Origin of the sequence: Thioalkalivibrio thiocyanoxidans ARh2 (assembly GCF_000385215.1) — a bacterium.
Lineage (GTDB): Bacteria > Pseudomonadota > Gammaproteobacteria > Ectothiorhodospirales > Ectothiorhodospiraceae > Thioalkalivibrio > Thioalkalivibrio thiocyanoxidans.
Genome location: NZ_ARQK01000038.1, coordinates 1 through 24,186, shown reverse-complemented (window position 1 = coordinate 24,186; position 24,186 = coordinate 1). Strand labels below are relative to the sequence as shown.

Genomic DNA, 24,186 nt, shown 5'->3' with positions numbered 1-24,186 from the left:
GGACGCCCCCCGCTTCCCGTGATCGGCCGGGAACGACTTACGCCGTCTCTGGCCGCGAAAGTTCCAGCAAGCGGCCTTCGATCGCATCGAGCCGCAGCAGGTGGCTGGTCACACCCGACGCCTTCACGCGCCATGCCCAGGGCGAGGCATCCGCGTCATCGACCGCATAGATGTTTTGCGGCGTGATCCTTACCGGATGCGGGGTGCCACGCACCTCCAGCGCATAGAACGGCAACCGCTCGGGCTGCGTAATGGCCTGCATGACCAGCAGACGGGTAAACCGGCGCTGGGCATCCTCGGCAGGCTCTTCGGGATACAACAAGCGGTGGACATTGATCACCGGCACCTGGACGTCCTGCCAGATCAGCGTGGGCTCCAGCCAGGGGATATCCGTATGTTCGTGATCGGTCTGCAGGGCCCCCGCCCGCGTCGTGACCTCGAGAAAGCAACTACGCGGCAGCACGATGGACCCGGTGTCCAGCTGCACGATCACGGATTCGACGGACGGGTCCCGGATCTCCTCGCTCATACGGCGACCTCCTCGAGATGGCGCCGGATCTCTTCCAGCAAGTCATTCTCCAGGTACGGCTTGCCCAGATAGCCGTTGACGCCCAGGCGCGAGGCGCGCTCGCGATGCTTGGTGCCGCTGCGCGACGTAATCATGATGATCGGCACCTGGCTCAGCTCCGGGTGATCACGGACATGGGCGGCGAACTCGAAGCCGTCCATGCGGGGCATCTCCACATCCAGCAGGATCAGCTGCGGTCGCCGCTCTTCCAGCATCGCCACCGCGTCCAGCCCGTCCCGGGCGGTCACCACGTCATAGCCGTGACGGGCGAGCAGGCGCGCGGTGACCTTGCGGATCGTGATCGAGTCGTCGACGACCATGATGCGCGGCGCGCTGGCGGCATCCGCCACTGGGCCGGCCTCGCCGATCGCCGCCGTGGCGGCCGCAAAACGCACCAGCATGCTCAGATCCAGGATCAGCATGACCGAACCATCCCCTTGCAGGGTAGCGCCGGCAACTCCCGGGATGCGGCTGAGCACCGGGCCCACCGACTTCACCACCACCTCCTGGCTCCCCAGCAAACCGTCGATCCGGAGCGCCACACGCTGATCGTCGGCCCGTACCAGCAACAACGGGAACGCATGGTCGGGCAGATGGCTCGCACTGGCCTGCGTCTCGACGCCCATCAGATCGCCAAGGGCCCGCACGGCGTAGTCCTGGCCAGCGTACGGATAGGTCACGCGCCCATCGTCGCGGGTGACAACCTCCTCGGCATGTGCGCGCACCACGCCTTCCACGGAGGCCATCGGCACGGCGAAGGTCTCCTCGCCCACCTGCACCAGCAGCGCCTGCGAAATGGCCAGCGTAAACGGCAGGCGCATGGTAAAGCGCGAGCCTTGCCCCGGAGTCGAGTCGATGTCCAGCGTACCGCCCAACTGTTTGACGTCGCTGTTGACCACATCCAGGCCCACACCGCGCCCGGCCACCTGAGAGACCTTCGAGGCGGTGGAAAACCCGGACTGCAGGATCAACTGCAACGCCTGCGGATCGGTGATCTGCGCGTCGGCGGACAGCAGGCCGCGCTCCACGGCCCGGGCGCGGATGGCATTGGCATCGATCCCGGCACCGTCGTCGGTCACCTGCAGGCGGATTTCGCTTCCCGACTGTTCCAGCGACACCGCAATATGCCCCGTTTCCGACTTGCCGGCCGCGCGACGTGATTCCGGGTCCTCGATCCCGTGGGCAATCGCGTTACGCAGCAGATGCTCCAGCGGGGCGACCAGGCGCTCCAGCAGAGCCCGATCCAGCTCGGCGCCCTGACCGGAAAACTCCACCCGCACCGGCTTGCCCAGGTCATCGCTCGCCTGGCGGACCACCCGTCGCAGGCGGGGAGCCATGCGCGCAAACCGCACCATGCGCTGACGCATGAGCTGGTCCTGCAAGTCCGTACCTACCCGGCGCTGTTGCAGCAGGATGCCGCTCGCATTCTGCAGTTCGTCGGCGACGTCCTGCTTCAATGCCTCAAGGTCACTGACACTCTCGGCCAGGGCGCGAGAGAGCTGCTGGATGCCCGAATATCGGTCCATTTCCAGCGGGTCGAAATCCACCGCTTCGTCGCCGCTCTCCTTCTCCACCCGGAACAGGATCTGTGCCTCGGTCTCGATCTCGAGCTTGCGCAGCTGTTCGCGCAGACGGGCAATGGTGCGCTCGAGTTCATCGACCTCGCCCTCGACCCGGCCCACAGTCTGTTCGAAACGGCGATGGAAGGTGGCGAGTTCGCCGGCATGGTTGACCAGCGCGTCCAGCACTTCGGCGTCCATGCGCACCTGATCCTGGATGCGGCGCGCCTCCTCCATCGGAACAGCTGGCGAGGCCGCCGCCGACGTGTCCTCTTCCGGACGGGCCCCGCCCGCAGCAGCCTCGTCGTCGCTGGATGCGGGCGACGGGCTCTCGAACTCGTCGCCGCCACCGGAGGCCCAGTCGCGCAGGGCCGGAAGGGTCTCGCTGGCATCCTCGTCCGTCTGCCAGCCGCCCACCCCGCGTTCCACAAGGCGCTGAACATCACTCAGTGCGCGTTCGACCAGCCGGAAAAAACCCTCGCGAGGCTCCAGCCCCGTCTCGGTCTCCACGCCCAGCGCACTCTCGAGGGCATGGGCGATGGCCCCGACCACCTCGAAGCCGGCCATGCGCGCACTGCCCTTGAGCGTGTGCACTTCGCGCTGGAACGCATTCTGATCCGGGCCCGGGCGGCCGCCGGCCTGGCGCCACGCCGCGAGGGCCGCAAATGCCGCATCGAGGATATCGCGGGCCTCCTCGATGAAGACCTCGGCAAACTCCGGATCGATCTCCTCTTCCGGCTCGGGCTCGGGCTCGGGCTCGGGCTCCAGACCCGTGTCCTGTGGTTCCGCCGGGCCCAAGTCGCTGGGTTCGCCGGCAACCGGCTCGGGCATCGCCGGCGCGGAATCCAGCGGCTGTGTCTCCTCGGCGTCCAGAGGCGGCAGGTCGAGATCCGGCGCGTCTTCATCCGGTCGTGGCGGCGCGGGCATCTGTTCGGCGGCGTCATCGTCCGCGGCGCGCAGCAGCTGCTCGGCGGTCGCGTGATCGAGGAGGTCATAGACCTCGGATGACCAGGCGGGGGGAGCTTCAGTCTTGACCGGATCGGGCTGCTCGTCGGCCACCGCATCCGCCACGTAGCCCTCGAGCTCGGCGAGCAAGGTCTGGGCGCGCGCGGACAGCGGCCACCCCATCTCCTTATGGATGCGCACGATGCGCTCGAAGGGCCCGCAGACAGCATAGATACCGCGGATGTCAGCCGTTCGGGCGCTGCCGTTCAGGGTGTGCAGCGCGCGCTCGAGCTCGTGGTTCGGCACCCGGTCGGGCCGATTCCCGGACTCGTCGATCCATGCGCGCAGCGTTGCGAGATGGGTGCGGGCCTCGGCTGCGAACACCTGCCAGAGTTGCGGATCGGTGCTCGTATCCGCGGGCACATCGAGCATTTCGTCGCTCGTTTCCAGCACGGGTTCCAGCGGGGCATCCGGCTCGTCCTCAGTCTCGGACTCGGACTCGGACTCGGACTCGGACTCGGGCTCAGAGTCAGACTCGGGCCCGGGTGCTTCCAGGGGCTCCTCCAGCTCCTGCGCACCCGCGGACAGCGGCTGCGCCGCCTCCAGTTCGCCCTCCGGGGCCTCGGGGATGGGGACTGTCGGCCATTCGGATTCGCCCTCGTCCTCGCCGGCAGGCTCGAGCGCATCCATACTGCGCGCCAGCTCGGCAAAGTCATCCTCCACACCGGCCGGCACCTCACCGGGTTCCTCCGAAGGCTCCATCGCGCCGGACAGTAACGCCTGCAGGCGCAGGGCGATGTCCAGCACGGGGGTGTCCGGACCGGTATCGTCGCGGACCTCGGCCACAAGGCCCGGCAGCACCCCGATCGCATCCTCGAGTGCCTGGATGGTCGCGAAATCGGCCTCGTCGCCGCCTTCCAGCAGACGGTTGAGGAACGACTCCACGACCCAGGCAAATTCCCCCAGACGCAGGGCCCCGGCCAGGCGCCCGGAGCCCTTGAGCGTATGAAAGGAGCGGCGGATCACCGTCAGGGCATCCCTGTCGGAGGGTGCAGCCTGCCAGCGCGGGAACTGCTCGCCGAGGCTCGCGATTTCCTCGTCGGCCTCCTCCAGGAAGATGTCGAGGATCTCGGGGTCGATATCCGGCCCCCGGACCTGCGAGGACAGCACGGACTCGTCGTAGTGCAGGCGGGTCGCGCCCTGGACCGGCGCCACTGACGATGGTGACGAAGGGGTTTCGGTTGCAGCCTCCGGTTCCGGGGGCGCCTCGGCCTCCGCGGCTCCCGCGGCCTCGCCGAACGTGGCGGCCAGCGGCTCTTCCTGCGCGGCCTCCTCGACCTGGCGGGCCGGGCTGTCCTCCCCCTCGCTTGCGGGCGCCGGCACGTCGGTCAGCGCAACGGGGCGCTCGATCGCATCGCCACCGGAGATTGCACCCAGGCGCTGCAGCGCGGCCACGCCCCGCTCATGGACACTGTCCAGCTCGCGCCAGGGCTGCCCGGACGACTCGAGCGCCAGCTCGATCGAACTCAGCACCTCGGCCAGGGCCTCGACCTCGTCCTCGCCCAACTCCTGCGCTGTGACCCCGGTGTCGACACGGGCATCCAGATAGCGGATCAATGGCTGCAGCAGGGCCTGCAGGGTCTCGAACCCCCCGATCGACATCGCACCGTCGACCCGTTCCAGTGCACTGCGAGCCTCGCGCAACCCGTGGTCCGCGCCTTCCCCCGACAGGTATCCGAGCAGGGTATCGCGCACGCGCCGCACGTCCACCAGGGCCTCCTGGTAGATGGCGGCCGCCAGATGGCGATCGAAGTCGGCGCGCGGGCCGCTGGCCGCCCGCCGGCGCAGACCGGATTCGAGCAGCGACTCCAGTGCCAGCAGGTGCTCGGCCAGTTCCATGTCGACCTGTTCGTCAGACTGCCCGGCCCGTTCCGGGTTCAGGGCCTCGATCAGGGCCTCGGTATGGCGCTGGCCGGCCTCGAGTCCCAACAGGCTCAGGGTCGAGCCGATTCGCTCGACCTGTTCGCTCAGGCTGGCCAGTTCCTCGTGGCTGCGCTGCGGCGAGCGCATCAGGACATCCAGACGCTCGCGGACCTCGGCCAGATCATCTTCAAGGGCGGCACGCAGATTCTGGTAGACCGCATGGCCAACACCCCCGTCCTGGTCACTGTTCAGGGTCTGCAGGCCGAACACCTCGCGCACGGCGCGCGTCTGCTCGCCGTCGGAGCTCGCTCCCGCAATATGGAACAGCAGGGTCTTGATCAGGTCATCGGGGATGGCGTATTCGGGCTCCGAACCATCATCGCTGGATTCGCAATGCTCGGCGAGGATGCCGAGATAACGCCCGAGCTCCCGGTCCACGCGCCCAATCAGGCGGCGAATGTCGGTACTCGCCTCGAGTCCCTGATCGGCGAGTGACTCCAGGATGCCGCCGGCAATCCAGAACAGGCGCCGGAGATCGCCGGGCGGGACCAGCTCCTCGATCTGGTGAGCGATGGGCTGCAGACGGGCTGCGGCCGCCATTACATCACCACGCACCAGCTCCAGGAGCTCGCGCTGGAAGCCCCGGCGGGCCTCCTGCAGGCGCCGCGCCCGCTCCTTCGGCTGCGGCGCATCGCCACCCGACCCGACCCGGTCGTCGTCCACGGCCTGAAGATCCGGCATCAAGGCCGCAACATCCATCAGGAGGGTCGCGCCCCGCGCCGCCCGCAGCTCGTTGAGCAGCGGCACCAGGATCATCGGCGATGGCCGCTCCGTATCACCCTCCTGCTCGAGGTAGTCGGGCAGCTGCAAAGCGGCACGCAATAATGCCTCGGTCGCCTCAGGTCCAAGGGATTCCGCGCCCTGCTGCAGATCCATCACCTGCAGCATCTCGTCGCAGATCAGGACAACACTCTCGACCTGCACCATGGTCAGGGTGCCGCGAATCTGATCCAGAATCGCACGGGCCTCATCCAGACACTCGCCACAGGCGGGGTCCTCGGCATAACGACGCAGGGCGTCCTGGAGCTCGACAAAGAGCTTGTCGAGCTCGTCGCGGACCCAATTCAGTGCGCTGGGTGCCATATCCGCGGCCCGACGTCAGGCGCGCTGCTCGTTCGGGACGGTCTCCTCGGGCGACGCATCGGGCTCGGCGGGGGCCTCGCCAGGCTCGGGCAGCGTCGGATCGGGGAGCTTGAAGTCCGACACCGAGGACTGGAGTTGCGCAGACAGTTGCGCCAGATCGCCGATGGCGGCCGCGGTGGACTGGGTACCCTGGGTAGTCTCCGAGGTGATCTCGCGAATCTCCCCCATGATCGAGGTCACGTTGCGCGCCATTTCGGACTGCTGGCGTGCCGAGCTCGCGATCCCGTCGATCAGGTCCGCCAGGTCCGCGGAAACCTGCTCGATCTCGGCCAGCGCCTCGCCCGCGGCCTGGGCCATCTCGGCCCCGGACACCACGTTGGCGGTACTCTGTTCCATCGACGATACCGCCTCGCTGGTATCCGCCTGGATCGCCTTGACTAGCCCCTCGACCTGTCGGGTCGCCCCGGAGGAGCGCTCCGCGAGGCGCTGGACCTCGTCTGCCACCACCGCGAAGCCGCGGCCCGCTTCGCCCGCGGCGGAGGCCTGGATCGCTGCGTTCAACGCGAGCACGTTGGTCTGCTCGGCGATGTCGTTGATCAGCCCGATGATGTCGCCGATCTCCTGCGAGGATTCGCCCAGGCGCTTGATCCGTTTCGCGGTTTCCTGGATCTGCTCGCGAATGGTATCCATCCCCTCGATCGAGCGGCGCACTGTGGCCGCCCCCTTGGAAGCGATCTCCACCGAGTTTCGTGCTACCTGGGCCGACTGCCCGGCATCCTGCGCAACCTTGTCGACCGACTGACTCACCTCGTCGATCGCATCGTTCGCCTGCTGGATCTCGCGGGCCTGTTCCTCGGACTTCTCGGCCAGCCCCAGCACCTGCGAGCGTGTGGCGGCCGACGATTCGCTGATATCCGCGGCCACCGTATTGATCGTCGCGACCAGGGTACGCAGGTTCTCGATCGCGTAGTTCATCGAGTCCGCGATCGCTCCGGTGAAGTCCTCGGTCACGGTCGCGTTGACGGTGAGGTCCCCGTCGGCGAGGTTCATCATCTCGTCCAGCAGGCGCAGGATCGCCTGCTGGTTACGTTCGTTCTGCGCCTCGGTCTCGGCCAGCTCGCGCTTGGTATCGCGATAGAGGAAAAGGCCCATCGCGATCAGCAGCAGCAGCGCCAGAGCACCCAGGGCAAAACCGACCAGGGCGATCACGCCCGCCTGCGCGGCCTCCCGGTTCAGGGCCGCCTCCAGGTCGCCGGTGACCTCCAGCATCACTCCGGAGCGGGCCTCGACGGAGGAGGCCGCCGCATTGATCTCGAAGATCTGCGACGAGGTATCCAGGACCCCCTCGACCGCCTCGCTGAAGGCGATGAACAAGGTGGCGATCTCCTGCAGCATGCGCTGCGTCTCGGTGTCATCGACGCGTTCGACACCGAGCGGTTCGAAGCCCTCGATCAGCCCGTCGAGCACGCGCCCGTACAGCGTGGCGTCGCGTTCGAAACGTTCGATCGCGGTAGCCGCCGCCGTGCCACCCTGCAGCACCTGGTTGAGGTTGTTGGCGATCCGCTGGATCAGCATGGTCTGGCGCGAGGCCACATAGACCTGCTCCGGGGATTCGCCGATCTGGACCATGCGCCGTACCACGTCGTCGGACAGACGTGCCAGCTCCGGCGAGAAGGCCTCCACCGCCTCGGAGAATTCCGTCACCTGCTCGATATCGTCGGAACCGACGATTACGGTAGTGACATCATCGCGATACTGCGACCATTCGCGATTGACGGCAGAGAGCTCGGTGGATACCGCATCGGGCAGCGGCAACAGGCCATCGCCGCCATCACGCAGCCGTTCGACCTGGTCATCGAAGCGGTTGCGCAGCTCCGTGATATCCGAGATCGCCTGCTCGGAACCCCCGGCCGCCTCCAGCGTACCGGTCGCCAAGCGCTGCGACAGCAACTGCATCTCGCTGGCCAGGGCGATGCGATCGCGATACTGGCTTTGTTCGAATTCGTGATAGGTAAAGGCCACGCCCGTCGCGATCAGGGCCAGCACCAGCAGCCCCCCGAGGACGATATTGCGCAATCGGCGACTCGATCCCATACGTCATACCCCCTGTTGCAGCCCGTCGCCTCCGCTTACACAGCAGCCGCGGTCTGTTCGGTATTCGGTGCCCCGGCCAGCTCCATGCCGGCAAAGCGATTGGTGTCATTCAAGAGCAGGTCCAGATCCAGCACCGGGTGCAGCCGGTGCCCGAGATCGAACCCGCCGGTAATAAAGGGGCGAACACTGTCGGGCACCGACACTTCCAGTCGCCGTTGCGACGGGATACAGCGCCGCATGCCCTCGACCTGACTCACCAGCAGCCCGGCCATCCCGTGTCCCTGGGGTGCCACCACGACGCGCTGCCCGGTCGCGTCATGCGGCAGGGGCGAATCCAGCAGCAGCTTGCCCATGTCGAACACCGGCAGGACCAGCCCACGCAGGTTCCCCACCCCCAGCACCGCTGGATCCGCCAGTGGCACGCGCGTCAGGGACAACGGGTCGGCAACCTCGGCGATCGAATCCATGTCGACCAGAAAACGAAAATCGGCGACGCGCAGCAACACCCCGCGCCAGCCCGTGCCGATATCCCGTCGCAGTTCGCGGTTCACGCGGCGCCCTTCGCGATCGAGACTCGCGAGCAAGGCATAGGGCGTGGACCGATCGACCTTCATGGGTTCAGATACTTCCCGATGGTCTGCAGCAGATCCTTTTCGGCCACCGGTTTGGTGATGTAGTCGCGGGCACCCTGGCGCATTGCCCATACACGGTCGGTGGCCTGGTCCTTGGTGGACACCACGACCACGGGCACATGCGAGGTCTCATCGGCTTTCGACAGCTCGCGGGTGGCCTGAAAGCCGTTCAGGCCCGGCATCACCACATCCATCAGCACCAGATCCGGAACCTGCGCCCTGGCCGCGGCGACGCCTTCCTCGCCGCTTTCGGCCGTGGTCACGGCGTGGCCATGCTTCTCCAGCATGGTGCGCAGGACATGAATCTCGGTCGGTGAATCGTCAACGATCAGGATGCGGGCCATGGGTCATTCCTTGTCGGCATCTTGTGGTGCGGCGGGTTTCAGCTTCCTGCCGGGCGGGTGTACTGGCGCATCGCGCCCAGGAGGTCATCCCGGGTAAAGGGCTTGGTGAGGTAATCCTCGGACCCGACCACACGGCCCTTGGCCTTGTCGAACACGCTGTCCTTGCTCGACAGCATGATGATCGGCGTGGCCCGAAACCGCTTGTTGTTCTTGATCAGGGCGCAGGTCTGGTAGCCGTCCAGACGCGGCATCATGACATCGATGAAGATGATGTCGGGATTGGAATTGACCACCTTGGCCAGGGCCTCGAAACCATCCACGGCCGTAATCACGTCCGCACCGTGCTTTTGCAGCAAGGATTCGGCGGTGCGCCGAATGGTCTTGCTGTCATCGATGACCATGACTTTCAGCCCTTGAAACTCGGCAGCCGAGTCCGCCTCTGCCAGTGCGTTCGCCACCCTGTTCCCCCCGAAGGCTCTCTGCGCCCTCGAATCTAGCGGAAGCGCGAGTCCGTGACAAACAGCACACAATGATATTGCCGCGGCACCCCCGGCAGTGGGCAGCCTACAACGAGCACCCTGCAGACGCCCTTGATCCGGGAATCCATGAACACCCCGATGGCGTGGCATACTCGGGGCACACCGACACCCCGGAACCGCTCGTGGCGCATGACATCGCTGTCCTGATGGACCCCATCGCCAGCATCAAGCCGTGGAAAGACACGACCTTCGCCATGCTGCTCGCCGCCCAGGCCCGCGGGCATCGCCTGCACTACCTGGAACCCGGCGACCTGTGGATCGACGCGGGACGCGCCCAGGTGCGAAGTCGCCCGGTGACCGTGCGGGACCAGCGCGAGGGCTATTACACCCTGGGGCCGGAAGACGAGGGCGACGCCAGTCGTTTCGATCTCCTGCTGATGCGCAAGGACCCGCCGTTCGACCTCGAATACATCTACGCCACCTACGCCCTGGACCTCGCCGAGCGGGACGGGGTGCGCGTGGTCAACCGGCCCGGCGCCCTGCGCGATGTCAACGAGAAGGCCTTTGCCACGCATTTCGCGGACTGCGGGCCACCCACCCTGATCACCCGCGACCGCGCGCGTATCCGCGCCTTTCTCGAGCGTCAGGGCGACATCGTGGTCAAGCCGCTGGACGGCATGGGCGGGGCCTCGGTATTCCGTATCCGCGAGGGAGACCCCAACCTCTCGGTGATCCTCGAGACCATGACCGAATTCGACCAGCGCACCATCGTCGCCCAGCGCTTCCTGCCGGAATACACCGCCGGCGACAAGCGCATCATCCTGATCGGCGGCGAACCCTACGACTACGCGCTGGCGCGGATCCCGGCCGAGGGCGAGACCCGGGCGAACCTGGCCGCCGGGGGGCGCGGCGAGGCCGTACCCCTGACCGATCGCGACCGCTGGATCTGTGCGCAGATCGCCCCGGAACTGAAACGCCGCGGCCTGGACTTTGTCGGCATCGACGTGATTGGCGACTACCTGACGGAGATCAACGTGACGAGCCCTACCGGCGTACGCGAGCTCGATGCCGCCTGCGGCGACGACCTCGCCGGCCAGTTCATCGACTACCTGACCCGCCCCTGACCCCGCGAGGTGATGCCCATGCCGATCCCCCTGCGCACCCGCCAGGCCCTTCTCGGGCCGATCCTGCTCGCCGCGCTGGCCCTGGCCGGATGCGACCGCGACACACCGGACACCGAGACGCTGAACTTCTTTGCCTTCGGCACGATCGTGGACATCACGCTCTACCCCGCCGGGGCCTACGACCTCGAGGCGCTGGAGTCCGAGCTGCAGGCCGAGCTGGAGATCCTGCATACCTCCTGGCATGCCTGGGAGCCCGGGTCACTCGGGCGCACCAACGAACTGCTGGCGCTGCAGGCCGAGTTCAGCGCCCCCCCGTCCGTGCTGCCGCTGATCGAGCGCGGAAAGGAGATGGAGGCGCTGAGCGACGGCCTGTTCAATCCCGCGCTGGGCAAGCTTGTCGCCGCCTGGGGATTTCACCAGGACGAGCCCGAGGGCCCGCCGCCGGACGCCGAAACCCTGGAGGCGCTGCTCGAAGACCCGCCCAGCATGCGCGACATCGAGCGCAACGGCGTGCGCCTGCGCGGCCAGCACGCGGATCTGCAGCTGGACTTCGGCGGCCTCGCCAAGGGCCTCGCCGTCGAACGCATGCTCGACCTGCTGCAGAATCAGGGCGTGGAGGCCGCGATCTTCAACGCCGGGGGTGACCTGATGACCCTCGGGCGACCCGCGGATCGAGCCTGGCAAGTCGCGATCCGCCATCCGCAGGGGGGCATTCTCGGGAGTATCGAACTCGACGCGGTCGAGGCCCTGTTCAGCTCCGGCGACTACGAGCGCGGCTATGAATGGGAAGGTGAACACATCCACCATGTGATCGACCCGCGCACCGGACGCCCCAGTGAAGGCGTCCACGGGGCCACCGTGCTGCACAGCGACCCCGCGCTGGCCGATGCCGCCGCGACCACGCTGATGATCGCCGGCCCCGAGGAATGGCCGCACTATGCCCGCAAGATGGGCATCGAGGCCGCCCTCGTGGTACTCGATGACCGCATCGAGGCAACGCCGGCGATGGCCGAGCGCGTGCGCATGGAGGACGACCAGCCCGCGCTCGAGGAGCGCGGGCTGCCGTGACGTTATCTGGTCTGCGCTGGGGCGACGGGGTAATCGCCGCCCTGGCCAGCGGCGCGGTGGTTGCGGCCTTTGCCCTCGCCTACCTGCCGGATACCGAGGCCTCCATGCTGGTCATCACCCAGACCGGAGAACCGCCGCGGCAGGAGCCCCTGGACCGAGCCCGCGAGATCGAGATCCACGGCCCGGCCGGCATCACCCGCGTACAGATCGAGCCGGGCCGGGCCCGCTGCGCCGACTCCCCCGGCACACGCAACATCTGCGAGAACAGCGGCTGGCTGCAGCGTCACGGCGAGGTCGCGGTCAGCCTGCCCAACCGGCTGACCCTGCAGGTCCAGGGCCGCGGCCCCGGCTACGACAGTATTCACTACTAAGGGAAACACTGATCAATGTACACGCTCGCGCTGGTGCCCCAGGTTTTCCGATACAAGGCGCGTCGTGCAGCGGGTAGTGTTTCCCTGGGTACGACGTGACCGCCTCATTCCCCGACACGCTGACGCAGCGCGACCGTGCGATCGCCGCGCTGGCCGCCATCGCCATTGGGGTCCAGGTCCTGGAGGCGGCGATCCCGAGCCCGGTGCCCGGGATCAAACCGGGACTCGCGAACATCGTGACCCTGATCGCCCTGCTAACCCTCGGCTGGCGCGCGGCGGTCGCGGTGACCCTGATCCGGGTCGTCGGCGCCGCCCTGCTGCTCGGCACACTGCTGAGCCCCACCTTCTGGCTATCGCTGGCCGGGGCCCTGGCCGCCCTGGCCGCGCTCGGCCTGCTGCGTCCACTGGCGCCACGACATGTCGGCGCCCTGGGCCTCGCCATCGCCGCGGCGATGGCGCACATCACCGGCCAGTTCCTGCTGGCCTGGGGCGTGATCATCCCCCACCCGAACCTGCCACTGGTGCTACCCCCACTATTGCTGGCTGCGCTGATTGCCGGCAGCGTGACCGGTATACTGGCCGCACACGTGCTCGCAGACCCCCGGATCCAGCGCCATGTCCGTCTCGCACGGCATCCTTGAACCCGAATCCCCGCAGCGTCGCGGCCAGCTGGCCCCGATGCTGTTTCTGGCCGTGGTCGCGCACGCCCTGATCATCCTCGGCATCGGCTTCGCGGTGGACCCGCTGGACACCGCGTCCCGCGAGCCCCTGGACGTGACCTGGGTGACCGATCCGGACGCGCCGGAGCCGGAAGAGGTCGAGCGCATCGCCACCGAGGACCAGGCCGCCAGCGGCGAAGGCGAGGAAGTGCAGGAGGCGCTGTCCCCGGAGGCCGAGACCGAGGGTGTCGGTAAACCGGAACCCGAGGGCGTCGAAGCCCCGCTCCCAGACCCGGGGCCGCTGGTCATGGAGCCCGCCCAACCGGAACCGGAGCCGGAACCCGAGGCCGTGGAGGCCGAGACGGACGAAGCGGAACCGACTGCCCCCGAGGTCGCCGAACCGGAGCCGATCGAATCGCCCGAGGCGGAGGAGCGCCCGTCAGCCGCCGCGCTGATGAACCGGGGCCTGGACACCGCGCGCGCGGCCCCGGCCGAAGAGCGCCGCGAGTTCTCCACCCGCGCCACCCGCACCCGCTACCTCGACAGCCTCGCCGCGCGCAGCGCGCCGGAGGCCGCGTATCTGCAGGCCTGGATCAACAAGGTCGAGCGCGTGGGCAACCTGAACTACCCCGACGAGGCCCGCCGCCGGGGCCTGTCCGGCACGCTGGTGCTGTCGGTGCGCCTGAACCCGGACGGCGAGCTGATGAACATCGAGATCGCCCGCAGCTCCGGCGAACCGGTGCTCGACCAGGCGGCGATGCGCATCGTGGAACTCGCCGCCCCCTATGCCCCGTTTACCGAACAGATGCGCGAGGAATACGACGAACTCGTGATCACGCGGACCTGGGCCTTCCGCCGCGACCAGATAGAGCAGATTCGCTAGGGGAACATCCGGGCCCCGGTTCCTTGCGGCATAACGGAGCAGCGTCGATACTGAGCACATGACGCAAGCCCCCTCCAGCTCGAGCGCGGCCAGCCTGCGCGATCACTTCCTGATCGCGATGCCGAGCCTGAATGATGGCTACTTCAGCCATGCGGTCACCTATATCTGCGATCACGACGCCGAAGGGGCCCTGGGGCTGGTAATCAACCAGCCAACCGAGCTTTCGCTGCGCGATCTGCTACAACACGTCGATCTCGAACCTCGCGACGAGCTGCCGGAGATCCCGGTCTACCGCGGCGGCCCGGTCCAGCCCGAGCACGGCTTCGTGCTGCATACCGGCCAGCCCGAATGGCGGGGGAGCCAACCCATTACCGACTCCATCGTGCTGACGACCTCGCGCGACATCCTGGAGGCCATCAACGAGGGCCGCGGCCCGAACCGCGTCCTCATTGCCCTGGGACACGCCGGCTGGGGACCGGGACAGCTCGAGAGCGAACTGGCCGAAAACGCCTGGCTGACCACCCGCGCCGATGCCGACATCCTGTTCGACCACCCCAGCGCCGAGCGCTGGGCCGCGGCGGCGAAGCTGATCGGCATCGACGTCAACCTGATCAGTTCCGCGCCCGGCCACGCCTGAGGCGGGCCCGGCAACGTCATGGGGCTTCTGGCCTTCGACTACGGCCGCCGGCGGATCGGGATCGCAGTGGGCGAGGAACTGACCGGCGCCGCGCGCGGACTGCGCACGCTCAACACCGATTCACCGGAGCTGTGGCCGATGATCGACAGCCTGGTAAGCGACTGGGCGCCCGAAGGCTTTGTCGTCGGCTGGCCTACCCAAGCGGACGGCAAACCCACCCCGCTGGCGAAACGCATCCGCGCGTTCGGGGCCGCTCTCGAAGCGCGCTACGGCCAGCCGGTATACTGGTACGACGAGCATCTGACATCGCACCTGGCCCGCGAGCGCAGCGGGCGGGGACGCCACGACCCGGGGCTGGACGCCCACGCTGCCGCGGTCATCCTCGAAGGCTGGTTTCAGGAGAACGCATGAAGACGCCGGATGTCCCAACCCTGCTCGACAGCATGGCCGAACAGACGCGCCAGTACCTGGCCAGGCACGGCATCGACAACCCGATGGTGGTCGGTATCCACTCCGGCGGTGTCTGGATCGCCGAGCACCTACGCGAACGCCTCGGGGTGGAGAGGCCGCTGGGCAAGCTGGATATCAGCTTCTACCGCGACGACTTCTCGCGCATCGGCATGCATCCGCAGGTCCGCCCGTCCGAGCTGCCGGAGGACCTGGACGGCGTGCATGTCCTGCTGGTGGATGACGTGCTCTACACCGGGCGCACGATCCGCGCCGCCCTGAACGAACTGTTCGACTACGGGCGTCCCGCCTCGGTCACGCTCGCCGTGCTGGTCGAGCGTGACGGGCGCGAGCTGCCGATCGCCGCCGCGATCGTCGGAGAACACATGGAACTGGGCACCCGGGAACAGATCAAGCTGCGCGGCCCCGAACCCCTGCGCCTGGAGCGCGTCACCCTCGAGACCGACGGGGACGCCGACGCATGAGCGATACCGTGGTCACCCCGGCCCTGGCCGGGGCCACCCGCCTGCCGGAGCCGGGCCCGTTGCCCAATCGCCTGCAGCTGACCGATGACGGCCAGCTGCGCCACCTGCTGACCATCGAGGGCCTCAACCGCGACCTCCTGATCGAGATCCTGGATACCGCCGAGTCGTTCGCAAACATGAACGAGAAGGCGGTGAAGAAGGTCCCGCTGCTGCGCGGCAAGACCATCGTCAACCTGTTCTTCGAGGCCAGCACCCGCACCCGCACCACCTTCGAACTGGCCGCCAAGCGCCTGTCCGCGGACGTGCTCAACATCAACATCAGCACCTCCTCGGCGGTCAAGGGCGAGAGCCTGCTGGACACCCTGCGCAACCTCGAGGCGATGAACGTGGACATGTTCGTCGTGCGCCACGAGGAGAGCGGGACCGCGCATTTCATCGCCCGCCATGCGGCGCCCGGGATCAGCGTGCTGAACGCCGGCGACGGCCGCCACGCGCACCCCACCCAGGCCCTGCTGGACATGTTCACCATCCGCCGGCACAAGGGCGACTTCACCAAGCTGAAGGTCGCGATCGTCGGCGACATCCTGCACTCGCGCGTCGCGCGTTCGCAGATCCACGCGCTCAACATCCTGCAGACCGGCGAGGTGCGCGTGGTCGCGCCCTGTTCGCTGCTGCCGGCGGATGTCGATCAGCTCGGCGTGCACGTCTACAACGACCTCGACGCCGGGCTGAAGGACGTCGACGTGATCATCATGCTGCGCCTGCAGCGCGAGCGCATGGAACACGCCCATCTCCCCTCCGAGCACGAGTACTACCAGCTGTTCGGCCTGACGTCGCGCCGTCTGCAGCTCGCGCACCCCACCTGCCTGGTGATGCACCCGGGCCCGGCCAACCGCGGGGTGGAAATCGAGTCCGCGGTGGCGGACGGGCCGCACTCGGTGATCCTGCAGCAGGTGACCTACGGCATCTCGGTGCGTCAGGCCGTGATGTCCATGGTGATGGGGGCGCATCAGTCGTGAGCGTACTGATCGAGAACGTACGGATCATCGACCCGGCAGACGACTACGACGAGGTCGGGGCGCTCTGCCTGCAGGGTGCCGAGATCCTCGCGCGCGGACAGGTACCGGACGGCTTCGAGCCGCGAAGGCGCATTGACGGTACCGGGCTTTGGGTGTTCCCCGGCCTGATCGACCTGTCCGCGCGCATGCGCGAACCCGGCGAGGAGCACAAGGCCACCATCGCCAGCGAGACCCTGGCCGCCGCGCGCGGGGGCATCACCAGCGTCGTGATTCCCCCGGACACCGATCCGCCCATCGACTCGCCGGCCGAGATCGAGTTGATCGCACGCCGCGCACGGCAGGCCTGCGGGGTGCGGGTCTATACCCTGGGTGCCCTGACGCAGCGCCTGGAGGGGCAGCAGCTCGCCGAGATGGCGGCGCTGCAACAGGCGGGAGCCCGCGGCGTGAGCAACGCCCACAAACCGCTGTCCAGCCTGCTGGTGCTGCGTCGGGCCCTGGAATACGCGACCACGTTCGGCCTGACGACTGTACTGCCCGCTCAGGACCTGTCGCTGACCGGCTCGGGCTGCATGCACGAGGGCGCGGTCTCCACGCGCCTGGGCCTGTCGGGCATCCCCGAGGCGGCCGAGACCGCCGCGCTGGGCGCCATCCTGGCCCTGGTCGAGCAGACCGGGGCACGCGTCCATGTCGCGCGGCTGTCGACGCGCCGCGGGGCCGAGATGATCGCCAAGGCGCGCGCCGAGGGCCTGCCGATCAGCGCCGATGTGGCCGCCCACCAGCTGTTCCTGACCGAAGTCGATGTCGCCGAGTTCGACCCGAACGGCCATGTAATCCCGCCGCTGCGTGCCCAGCGCGACCGTGACGGCCTGCGCGAAGCCGTCGCGCGCGGCGATATCAGCGCCATCTGCTCGGACCACCAACCGCACGAGGCGGACGCCAAGCTCGGGCCGTTCGCCAGTACCGAGCCGGGCATCTCGGCCCTGGAGACCCTGCTGCCCCTGACGCTGCGCCTGGTCGAGGACGGGTTGCTGAGTCTCGGTGATGCCCTGGCACGTGTGACGTCCGGACCCGCCGAGATCCTTGGCTTCGAGCAGGGCCGGCTCGGCGCCGGCGCACGGGCCGATTTCGTGCTGTATGATCCCGCGGCTCTGCAGGAGGTCCGACAGCTGGACTGGCTGAGCAGCGGACGCAACTCGCCGTTTTTCGGCTGGACCTTCTCCGGCCAGGTTCGCGAGACTTGGGTGGCGGGCCGTCCGGCCTGGACCCAGCCCACTAAGGGAAACACTGAATAATGTACACGCTCGCGTTGGCACCCCAGGTTTTCCGAGACAAGGCGCGTCGTGCAGCGGGTAGTGGTTCTACCCGCCCGTTTCTGATTGATTCGGGGCGCAACGCCGGATCGGGGAACCTGGGATGCCAACCCCACAAGCCATTAAAGCAGGGGCTCGGCCGCCCGTTGTTATCAAAAACGGGCGCGCGCACGGCGTTGCGGCTCCCTTGTGCAGAGTCACTGCACGGCAGTCACCGCGCCTTGTTCGCACGCAAAAGCGACTCGAGCGCGAGCGTGTACATTATCCAGTGTTTCCCTAAGGACAACGCATGACCCCCACCGACGCCGAACGCCCCCACCGCGGCACGATCTTCGAGGAGGCGGCCCGCATCCTCGATCACCAGGATGCCGGGGCCGGGCAGTGGATCCTGCGCGTCCAGGCACCGGAATGTGCGCAACGTGCCGCGCCCGGGCAGTTCGCCCATATCCAGTGCTCGCCGAACCTGCCGATGCGGCGCCCCCTGTCGATCCAGCGGGTCGACCGCGAGGCCGGGTGGGTCGAATTCCTCTACAAGGTCGTGGGCGACGGCACGCGGGCGCTGTCGCAACAGCCGGTGGGCGATTTCCTGAGTGTGCTGGGGCCGATCGGGGTCCCGTTCCGGCTGAATCCCGAACGCCCGCTGCGGCTGTTGCTCGGGGGTGGCGTCGGGATCCCGCCGATGATCTTTCTGGCCGATCACCTGCGCCGCCAGGGCGAGGCGGGCCAGACCCGCGCGATCCTCGGCTCCGAGGTGCCGTTCCCGTTTCGCGCCAAGCCCTCGGAGATCCTCTGGCCAGGGCTGCCGGATGGCGCGATCGCGACCCTGCCGCTGCTGGAGGACTGGGGTGTGGCCTGCCGCCTGACCTCGAAGGCCGGTATCCCCGGCGCCCATGACGGCTTCGTGACCGATCTCGCCCGGGCCTGGCTCAACACGCTCTCGCCCGCGGAACGTGACCAGGTCGAGCTCTACGCCTGCGGCCCGCACCCGATGCTCGAGGCCTGCGCGGAACTGGCAGCGGAGTTCGACCTGCCTTGTCAGGTTTCTCTGGAGGAATTCATGGCCTGTGCGGTGGGTGGCTGCGCCGGCTGCACGGTACCGGTGCGCACGCCCGACGGGGTCGCGATGAAGCGAGTCTGCGTGGACGGCCCGGTCTTCGCCGCCGCCGACGTGTTCCCAGAACCGGCCTGAGGAGCGAAACCCGGACCGAGGCCTTCACCCCGTAAAGCTCGCGGCGACGCCCCGGAGTCTGAGTTGCAGGACGGAAGGTGATGCGGTTCGCTTCGCTCAGCGCATCCTACTTGTCGGGGAGTTCAAGGTCTTCCTCGGCCTCGTCGGCCGCGGCGACACCACCGCCGAAGTTCAGGCGCCATTCGAGATCGGCACGCGAGTCCGCCTTGTTCAGGGCCTCGTCCAGCATCACTCGGCCACCCTTGAACAGCTTGACGATGGCCTGATCGAAGGTCTGCATCCCCACCGAGCTGCCCTTGGCCATAATCTCCTTAATCTCGCTGATCTTCTCATCGCGGATCAGTTCGGAGATATACGGCGTGTTCACCATGATCTCCAGCGCAGCCACACGCTGGCCGTCCTTGGTCTGCAACAGGCGCTGGGCGATGATCGCGCGCAGGTTCAGTGACAGATCGGAAAGGATCTGCGAACGATTGTCTTCGGGAAAGAGATTGATCACGCGATCCAGGGCCTGGCTGGCATTGGTCGCGTGCAGGGTCGTCAGCACCAGGTGGCCTGTATCCGCATAGGTCAGCGCCGCGCGCATGGTCTCGCGGGAACGCACCTCGCCGATCATGATCACGTCCGGGGCCTCGCGCATGCCTTCCTGGAGGGCGTGATCATAGCTCGGCGTGTCGATCCCGACCTCGCGCTGCCCGATGATCGAGCGCTTGTGGGTAAAGAGAAATTCGATCGGGTCCTCGACCGTGAGGATGTGTCCGCTGGAGTGCGTATTGCGATGGTCGATCATCGAGGCCAGCGTGGTGGACTTCCCGGTCCCGGTGGCGCCAACGATCAGCACCAGCCCGTCCTGGTGCGCGACAAAATCCTGCAGTACCGGAGGCAGACCGAGCTGTTCGATGGTCGGGATGGACATGCGGATGAAGCGGATCACCATCGCGACCTCGCCGCGCTGGCGATAGACGTTCACGCGGAAGCGTCCCAGACCCTCGCGCGAGATACCAAAGTTGACCGCAGTCTCGCGCTCGAAGATCTCGGCCTGATGCGCGTTCATCATCTCGCGCGCGATGGTCTCGGCCTGACCGGGGGCGAGGGCCTTGCGCGAGATCGGCTGCAGGACCCCATCGACCTTGATGCTCGCGGGCGCGCCGGTCAGGAAGAACAGATCCGAGGCGGCCTTCTGCGCCATCAGGCTCAGGTACGGTTCGATCTGCAGCTGGCTCATCGCTGGTCTCCCGATGGGTGCGGACCGCTAGCGGACACTGTAGTCCTCGGGACGGTCGTCCACGGACAGGCCCTCGCCCTCGTCGGCCACCGCCGGTGCGCCGTCCTCCTGTGCACGCTGCGAATCGAGCTTGATACGCAGCCGCAGGTCGTTCACCGAATCGGCGTTGCGCAGGGCCTCTTCGTAGCTGATCTTGCGGGTCTCGTAGAGGTCGAACAGGGCCTGGTCAAAGGTCTGCATGCCCTGCTCGCGGGAACGCGACATCAGCTCCTTCATCTCGTGCACCGCGCCCTTCAGCATCAGGTCGGCCATCAGCGGGGAGTTGATCAGGATCTCCACCGCCGGCACGCGGCCCTCGCCGTTCTCGTGCCGCACCAGGCGCTGCGAGATCACCGCCTTGAGGTTCAGCGACAGGTCCATCAGGAGCTGCTCGCGCCGGTCCTCGGGAAAGAAGTTGATGATACGGTCCAGCGCCTGGTTAGTGCTGTTGGCATGCAGGGTGGACAGGCACAGGTGACCGGTCTCGGCAAAGGCGATCGCGTAGTCCATCGTCTCCCGATCGCGGATCTCGCCGATCAGGATCACATCCGGTGCCTGACGCAGAGTGTTCTTCAGCGCGATCTCGTAGCCCTCGGTATCCACGCCCACCTCGCGCTGGGTGATGATGCTCTTTTCGTGCTCGTGGACGAATTCGATCGGGTCCTCGATGGTTACGATGTGATCGGGGGCATTGCGATTGCGATGGCCAATCATCGCGGCCAGCGAGGTCGACTTGCCCGAGCCGGTACCCCCCACGAAGATCACCAGCCCGCGGCGCTCCATGGTGATCTTCTCCAGCTGCGGCGGCATCTGGATGTCCTCGAACTTCGGGATCACCGAGTTGATCGTGCGCAGCACCATTCCGGGGCTGCCGCGCTGGGTGAACACGTTCACGCGAAAGCGCGACACGCCCTGCAGGCCGATCGCGAAATTGCACTCCTGATGGCGCTCGTATTCGGCGGACTGCTTGTCGTTCATCAGTGCGCGCACCAGCGCCTGGGTATGCGAGGCGGTGAGCTTCTGCTCGGTCATCGGTACCACACGGCCATCGATCTTGGCCGCCGGCGGCATGCCCACCGTAATGAACAGGTCCGAACCGCCGCGGTCCACCAGGGCGCGGAGCAGGTCGTGCATGTACTTGATCGCCTTGTCACGATCCATGGTGCTTCTCCCCTTGCCGAGGCCCCAGGACGGGGCGCGGGCTCAGAACGAATCCGGGTTGGAGGCCTTGCGCTTGGCGTCCTCGCGGCTGATCACACCCTGGGCCAGCATGTCCTTCAGGCACTGGTCCAGCGTCTGCATGCCGGTGCCGGCGCTGGTCTGGATGGTCGAATACATCTGCGCGATCTTGTTCTCGCGGATCAGGTTCCGGATCGCCGGCGTGCCGAGCATGATCTCGTGCGCGGCGATTCGCCCGCCGCCGATCTTCTTCATCAGGGTCTGCGCGATCACCGCCCGCAGCGACTCGGACAGCATCGCCCGCACCATGTCCTTCTCGGCCGCCGGGAACACATCGACGATACGGTCGATCGTCTTGGCGGCGGAGCTGGTATGCAGGGTGCCGAAGACGAGGTGGCCCGTCTCGGCCGCGGTCAGCGCCAGGCGGATGGTCTCGAGGTCACGCAACTCGCCGACCAGGATGGTGTCCGGGTCCTCGCGCAGTGCGGAGCGCAAGGCCTCGGAAAAGCCGTGGGTGTCGCGGTGCACCTCGCGCTGGTTGACCAGCGACTTCTTCGACTCGTGCACGAACTCGATCGGGTCCTCGATCGTCAGGATGTGGCCGTAGTCGTTCTCGTTGCGGTGGTTGACCATGCCCGCCAGCGTGGTCGACTTGCCCGAGCCGGTCGGGCCGGTGACCAGCACGATCCCGCGCGGATAGTTGGAGATCTCCTCGAAGATGCGCGGTGCCGCCAGCTCTTCCAGGGTGAGCACCTTGGAGGGGATGGTACGGAAGACTGCGGCCGCGCCCCGGTCCTGATTGAACGCATTGACACGAAAGCGCGCCAGCCCGGTGACCTCGAACGAGAAGTCCGTCTCCAGGAACTCCTCGTAGTCCTTGCGCTGGCGGTCGTTCATGATGTCGTAGATCAGGCCCTGGACCTCCTTGTGGTCCATGACCGGCACATTCACGCGACGCATATCGCCATCGATGCGCACCATCGGCGGCATGCCCGCCGAGATGTGCAGATCCGAGGCCCCGTTCTTGACCGCAAAGGCCAGCAGCTGCGTGATATCCATGCATCCCCCTGTACAACCGGAAACGAGCCGCCAGCCCCAGCGCCCCGCCCCGGGCGGCGCCCTGCCGGGCCCCGCTGCGTGTGGCGGACACCGCCCGCCTGGCGGCGGTGCCCTTACGTTTCACCGGACTATATCATAGGGCCATGAGCGCACCAGACCACGCATTCAGGGCCGTTCGCGAACGCATCGTTCACGCCTGCGAACAGGCCGGACGCAACCCCGGGAGCGTGCACCTTCTGGCCGTATCCAAGACGCGTACGGCCGACGAGATCCGCGCGCTGCACGCCCTCGGGCAGACGGCGTTCGGCGAGAACTACGTGCAGGAACTCATCGACAAGTTCGACGCCCTCGAGACCGGCGCGACCCCCCTGGGCCTCGAGTGGCACTACATCGGCGCACTGCAGAGCAACAAGACACGCCCCGTGGCCGAACGCGCCCACTGGGTCCACACCATCGACCGCGAGCGCATTGCCCGCCGCCTGTCGCAACAGCGCCCGGAACACCTGCCGCCCTTGCAGGTCTGCCTGCAGATCAATGTCTCGGGCGAGCGCCAGAAGGCGGGTGTACCGCCGGAAGCCGCCGCCGCGCTGGCCGACACCGTCGCGAATCTGCCCGGGCTGACGTTACGGGGCCTGATGACCCTGCCGGCCGCCGAGAGCAATCGCGAGCGCCAGCGCCAGCCATTTGCCCGGCTGCGGCAACTGAAGGACGAACTCAATGCGCAGGGACATGACCTGGATACCCTGTCCATGGGCATGTCCGGCGATCTCGAGGCCGCGATCCTCGAGGGTGCCACCCTGGTACGCATCGGCACCGCGCTGTTCGGGCCCCGCAACAAACCCGCAACAAACCAGTAAGAACAGGAGTCCGCATGACGGAACACCGCTTCGAAGTCGGCTTTATCGGCGCCGGCAACATGGGCGAAGCCCTGCTGCAGGGCCTGATCCAGTCCGGCCACGACGCCGAGCGCATCGCCGTCGCCGACAAGAGTGCCGAGCGCGTGCGCGATCTCCAGGCCCGCTACCCCGGGCTGCAGGCCGCAAGTGCCGAGGCGCTCGCCGAGGACAGCGACACGCTGGTCCTCGCGGTCAAGCCGCAGACGCTGCCGGACCTGGCTCCCACGCTGCGCGAGGCCGTCACCCGCGGGCAGCCCCTGGTGATCTCGGTGGCCGCAGGCATCACCACGGCCCAACTGGCCAGCTGGCTGGGTGACGACACCCGCCTGGTGCGCGCGATGCCCAACACGCCGGCCCTGGTTGGCGCCGGCGTGACCGGTCTGTTTACCGCCCCCACCGCCACCCCCGAGGACCGCGACACCGCCACCCGCCTGCTGGAGTCGGTGGGACGGGCGATCCCCGTGGCGGGCGAGGAGCTGATGCACGCGGTCACGGCGACCTCGGGCAGCGGCCCGGCCTACGTCTTCCTGATGATCGAGGCGATGCAGGAGGCCGCGCAGTCGCTCGGGCTGCCACCGGACACCGCGCTGGAACTGACCCTCGGTACCTTGGCGGGTGCAACCCGGCTGGCCGCCGAGAGCGACGAGCCGCCGGCGGAACTGCGCCACCGCGTGACATCGCCGGGCGGCACGACAGAGCGCGCCCTGCAGGTGCTGGAGGACGGCGACCTGCGCGGTCTCATGCGCCGCGCGATGGCGGCGGCGGCCGAACGCTCGCGCGAACTCGGACAGTAGGGGCTTCGTCCGCCGCGTTTCAGGCTGGGCCTGGATCGGCATCTGGAGTTTACGTGCCTTCGGCCTGCCGCCTGCCTGCGCTGTCTCGCCAGCGCGCCGCGAGGTACTTTCTTGC

General features: G+C 67.5%; 22 protein-coding genes. 13 read left to right on the top strand and 9 right to left on the bottom strand.

Annotated elements, in window-relative coordinates; all coding sequences use genetic code 11:
• Positions 1-37: 37 nt before the first annotated feature.
• The 6 genes from G372_RS0103525 to G372_RS0103500 are packed head-to-tail and all read right to left on the bottom strand — an operon-like array spanning position 38 to position 9,666.
• Positions 38-529: a hypothetical protein gene (locus tag G372_RS0103525; RefSeq protein ID WP_018863627.1), complete on the bottom strand. Its 492-nt coding sequence runs from the start codon at positions 527-529 to the stop codon at positions 38-40.
• Positions 526-6,138: a hybrid sensor histidine kinase/response regulator gene (locus tag G372_RS0103520; protein ID WP_019623998.1), complete on the bottom strand. Its 5,613-nt coding sequence runs from the start codon at positions 6,136-6,138 to the stop codon at positions 526-528. The genes G372_RS0103525 and G372_RS0103520 overlap by 4 nt, the downstream gene beginning before the upstream one ends.
• 15 nt (positions 6,139-6,153) lie before the next feature.
• Positions 6,154-8,232 (bottom strand): methyl-accepting chemotaxis protein, encoded by a 2,079-nt coding sequence (locus G372_RS0103515; protein ID WP_038070491.1) that lies wholly within the window; start codon positions 8,230-8,232, stop codon positions 6,154-6,156.
• Positions 8,233-8,267: 35 nt separating this feature from the next.
• Positions 8,268-8,846 carry a chemotaxis protein CheW gene (locus tag G372_RS0103510; protein ID WP_018863624.1) on the bottom strand — a complete coding sequence of 193 codons (579 nt, stop codon included), beginning with the start codon at positions 8,844-8,846 and terminating at the stop codon, positions 8,268-8,270.
• The gene (gene pilH, locus G372_RS0103505; protein WP_018863623.1) at positions 8,843-9,208 is read right to left on the bottom strand and encodes a twitching motility response regulator PilH; all 366 of its coding nucleotides are present in this window, start codon (positions 9,206-9,208) and stop codon (positions 8,843-8,845) included. Before pilH ends, G372_RS0103510 begins: the two co-directional genes overlap by 4 nt.
• Before the next feature lie 38 nt (positions 9,209-9,246).
• A complete protein-coding gene (locus G372_RS0103500) occupies positions 9,247-9,666 on the bottom strand; it encodes a response regulator (protein WP_019623996.1) in 420 nt (139 codons plus the stop codon).
• 203 nt (positions 9,667-9,869) lie between these two features.
• Between G372_RS0103500 and gshB the strand changes: the two genes are divergently transcribed.
• From gshB to G372_RS0103445, 11 genes are all read left to right on the top strand, one after another.
• On the top strand, positions 9,870-10,811 hold the full coding sequence (gene gshB, locus G372_RS0103495) for a glutathione synthase (protein WP_026340356.1): 942 nt from the start codon (positions 9,870-9,872) through the stop codon (positions 10,809-10,811).
• 12 nt (positions 10,812-10,823) lie between these two features.
• A complete protein-coding gene (locus G372_RS0103490; RefSeq protein ID WP_026340355.1) occupies positions 10,824-11,879 on the top strand; it encodes an FAD:protein FMN transferase in 1,056 nt (351 codons plus the stop codon).
• Positions 11,876-12,250, top strand: a complete 375-nt coding sequence (locus G372_RS0103485; protein ID WP_018863619.1) for a NusG domain II-containing protein — start codon at positions 11,876-11,878, stop codon at positions 12,248-12,250. Before G372_RS0103490 ends, G372_RS0103485 begins: the two co-directional genes overlap by 4 nt.
• 95 nt (positions 12,251-12,345) lie before the next feature.
• Entirely contained in the window at positions 12,346-12,891 is a 546-nt protein-coding gene (locus G372_RS0103480) for a Gx transporter family protein (RefSeq protein ID WP_019623993.1), read from the top strand.
• Complete coding sequence (locus tag G372_RS0103475) at positions 12,866-13,792, top strand: energy transducer TonB (protein WP_019623992.1); 927 nt, start codon at positions 12,866-12,868, stop codon at positions 13,790-13,792. The genes G372_RS0103480 and G372_RS0103475 overlap by 26 nt, the downstream gene beginning before the upstream one ends.
• A 58-nt stretch (positions 13,793-13,850) precedes the next feature.
• The gene (locus tag G372_RS0103470) at positions 13,851-14,429 is read left to right on the top strand and encodes a YqgE/AlgH family protein (protein ID WP_018863616.1); all 579 of its coding nucleotides are present in this window, start codon (positions 13,851-13,853) and stop codon (positions 14,427-14,429) included.
• Between the two features lie 18 nt (positions 14,430-14,447).
• Positions 14,448-14,840 (top strand): Holliday junction resolvase RuvX, encoded by a 393-nt coding sequence (gene ruvX, locus G372_RS0103465; protein WP_019623991.1) that lies wholly within the window; start codon positions 14,448-14,450, stop codon positions 14,838-14,840.
• A complete protein-coding gene (gene pyrR / locus G372_RS0103460) occupies positions 14,837-15,361 on the top strand; it encodes a bifunctional pyr operon transcriptional regulator/uracil phosphoribosyltransferase PyrR (protein WP_018863614.1) in 525 nt (174 codons plus the stop codon). The genes ruvX and pyrR overlap by 4 nt, the downstream gene beginning before the upstream one ends.
• A complete protein-coding gene (locus tag G372_RS0103455) occupies positions 15,358-16,380 on the top strand; it encodes an aspartate carbamoyltransferase catalytic subunit (RefSeq protein ID WP_018863613.1) in 1,023 nt (340 codons plus the stop codon). The genes pyrR and G372_RS0103455 overlap by 4 nt, the downstream gene beginning before the upstream one ends.
• On the top strand, positions 16,377-17,672 hold the full coding sequence (locus tag G372_RS0103450) for a dihydroorotase (RefSeq protein WP_019623990.1): 1,296 nt from the start codon (positions 16,377-16,379) through the stop codon (positions 17,670-17,672). The genes G372_RS0103455 and G372_RS0103450 overlap by 4 nt, the downstream gene beginning before the upstream one ends.
• 307 nt (positions 17,673-17,979) lie before the next feature.
• A complete protein-coding gene (locus G372_RS0103445) occupies positions 17,980-18,879 on the top strand; it encodes a dihydroorotate dehydrogenase electron transfer subunit (RefSeq protein WP_019623989.1) in 900 nt (299 codons plus the stop codon).
• Between the two features lie 106 nt (positions 18,880-18,985).
• Here the strand turns inward: G372_RS0103445 and G372_RS0103440 are convergent, their stop codons facing one another.
• The 3 genes from G372_RS0103440 to G372_RS0103430 are packed head-to-tail and all read right to left on the bottom strand — an operon-like array spanning position 18,986 to position 22,381.
• Positions 18,986-20,104 (bottom strand): PilT/PilU family type 4a pilus ATPase, encoded by a 1,119-nt coding sequence (locus G372_RS0103440; RefSeq protein ID WP_019623988.1) that lies wholly within the window; start codon positions 20,102-20,104, stop codon positions 18,986-18,988.
• Positions 20,105-20,131: 27 nt separating this feature from the next.
• The gene (locus G372_RS0103435; protein ID WP_019623987.1) at positions 20,132-21,304 is read right to left on the bottom strand and encodes a PilT/PilU family type 4a pilus ATPase; all 1,173 of its coding nucleotides are present in this window, start codon (positions 21,302-21,304) and stop codon (positions 20,132-20,134) included.
• A gap of 42 nt (positions 21,305-21,346) precedes the next feature.
• Entirely contained in the window at positions 21,347-22,381 is a 1,035-nt protein-coding gene (locus G372_RS0103430; protein ID WP_018863608.1) for a type IV pilus twitching motility protein PilT, read from the bottom strand.
• A 143-nt stretch (positions 22,382-22,524) separates the two neighbouring features.
• Here G372_RS0103430 and G372_RS0103425 point away from each other — a divergent pair, with 143 nt between their 5' ends.
• Both G372_RS0103425 and proC read left to right on the top strand, forming a co-directional pair.
• A complete protein-coding gene (locus G372_RS0103425; RefSeq protein WP_019623986.1) occupies positions 22,525-23,238 on the top strand; it encodes a YggS family pyridoxal phosphate-dependent enzyme in 714 nt (237 codons plus the stop codon).
• 14 nt (positions 23,239-23,252) lie between these two features.
• Positions 23,253-24,071, top strand: a complete 819-nt coding sequence (proC, locus tag G372_RS0103420; protein ID WP_019623985.1) for a pyrroline-5-carboxylate reductase — start codon at positions 23,253-23,255, stop codon at positions 24,069-24,071.
• Positions 24,072-24,186 lie beyond the last annotated feature (115 nt).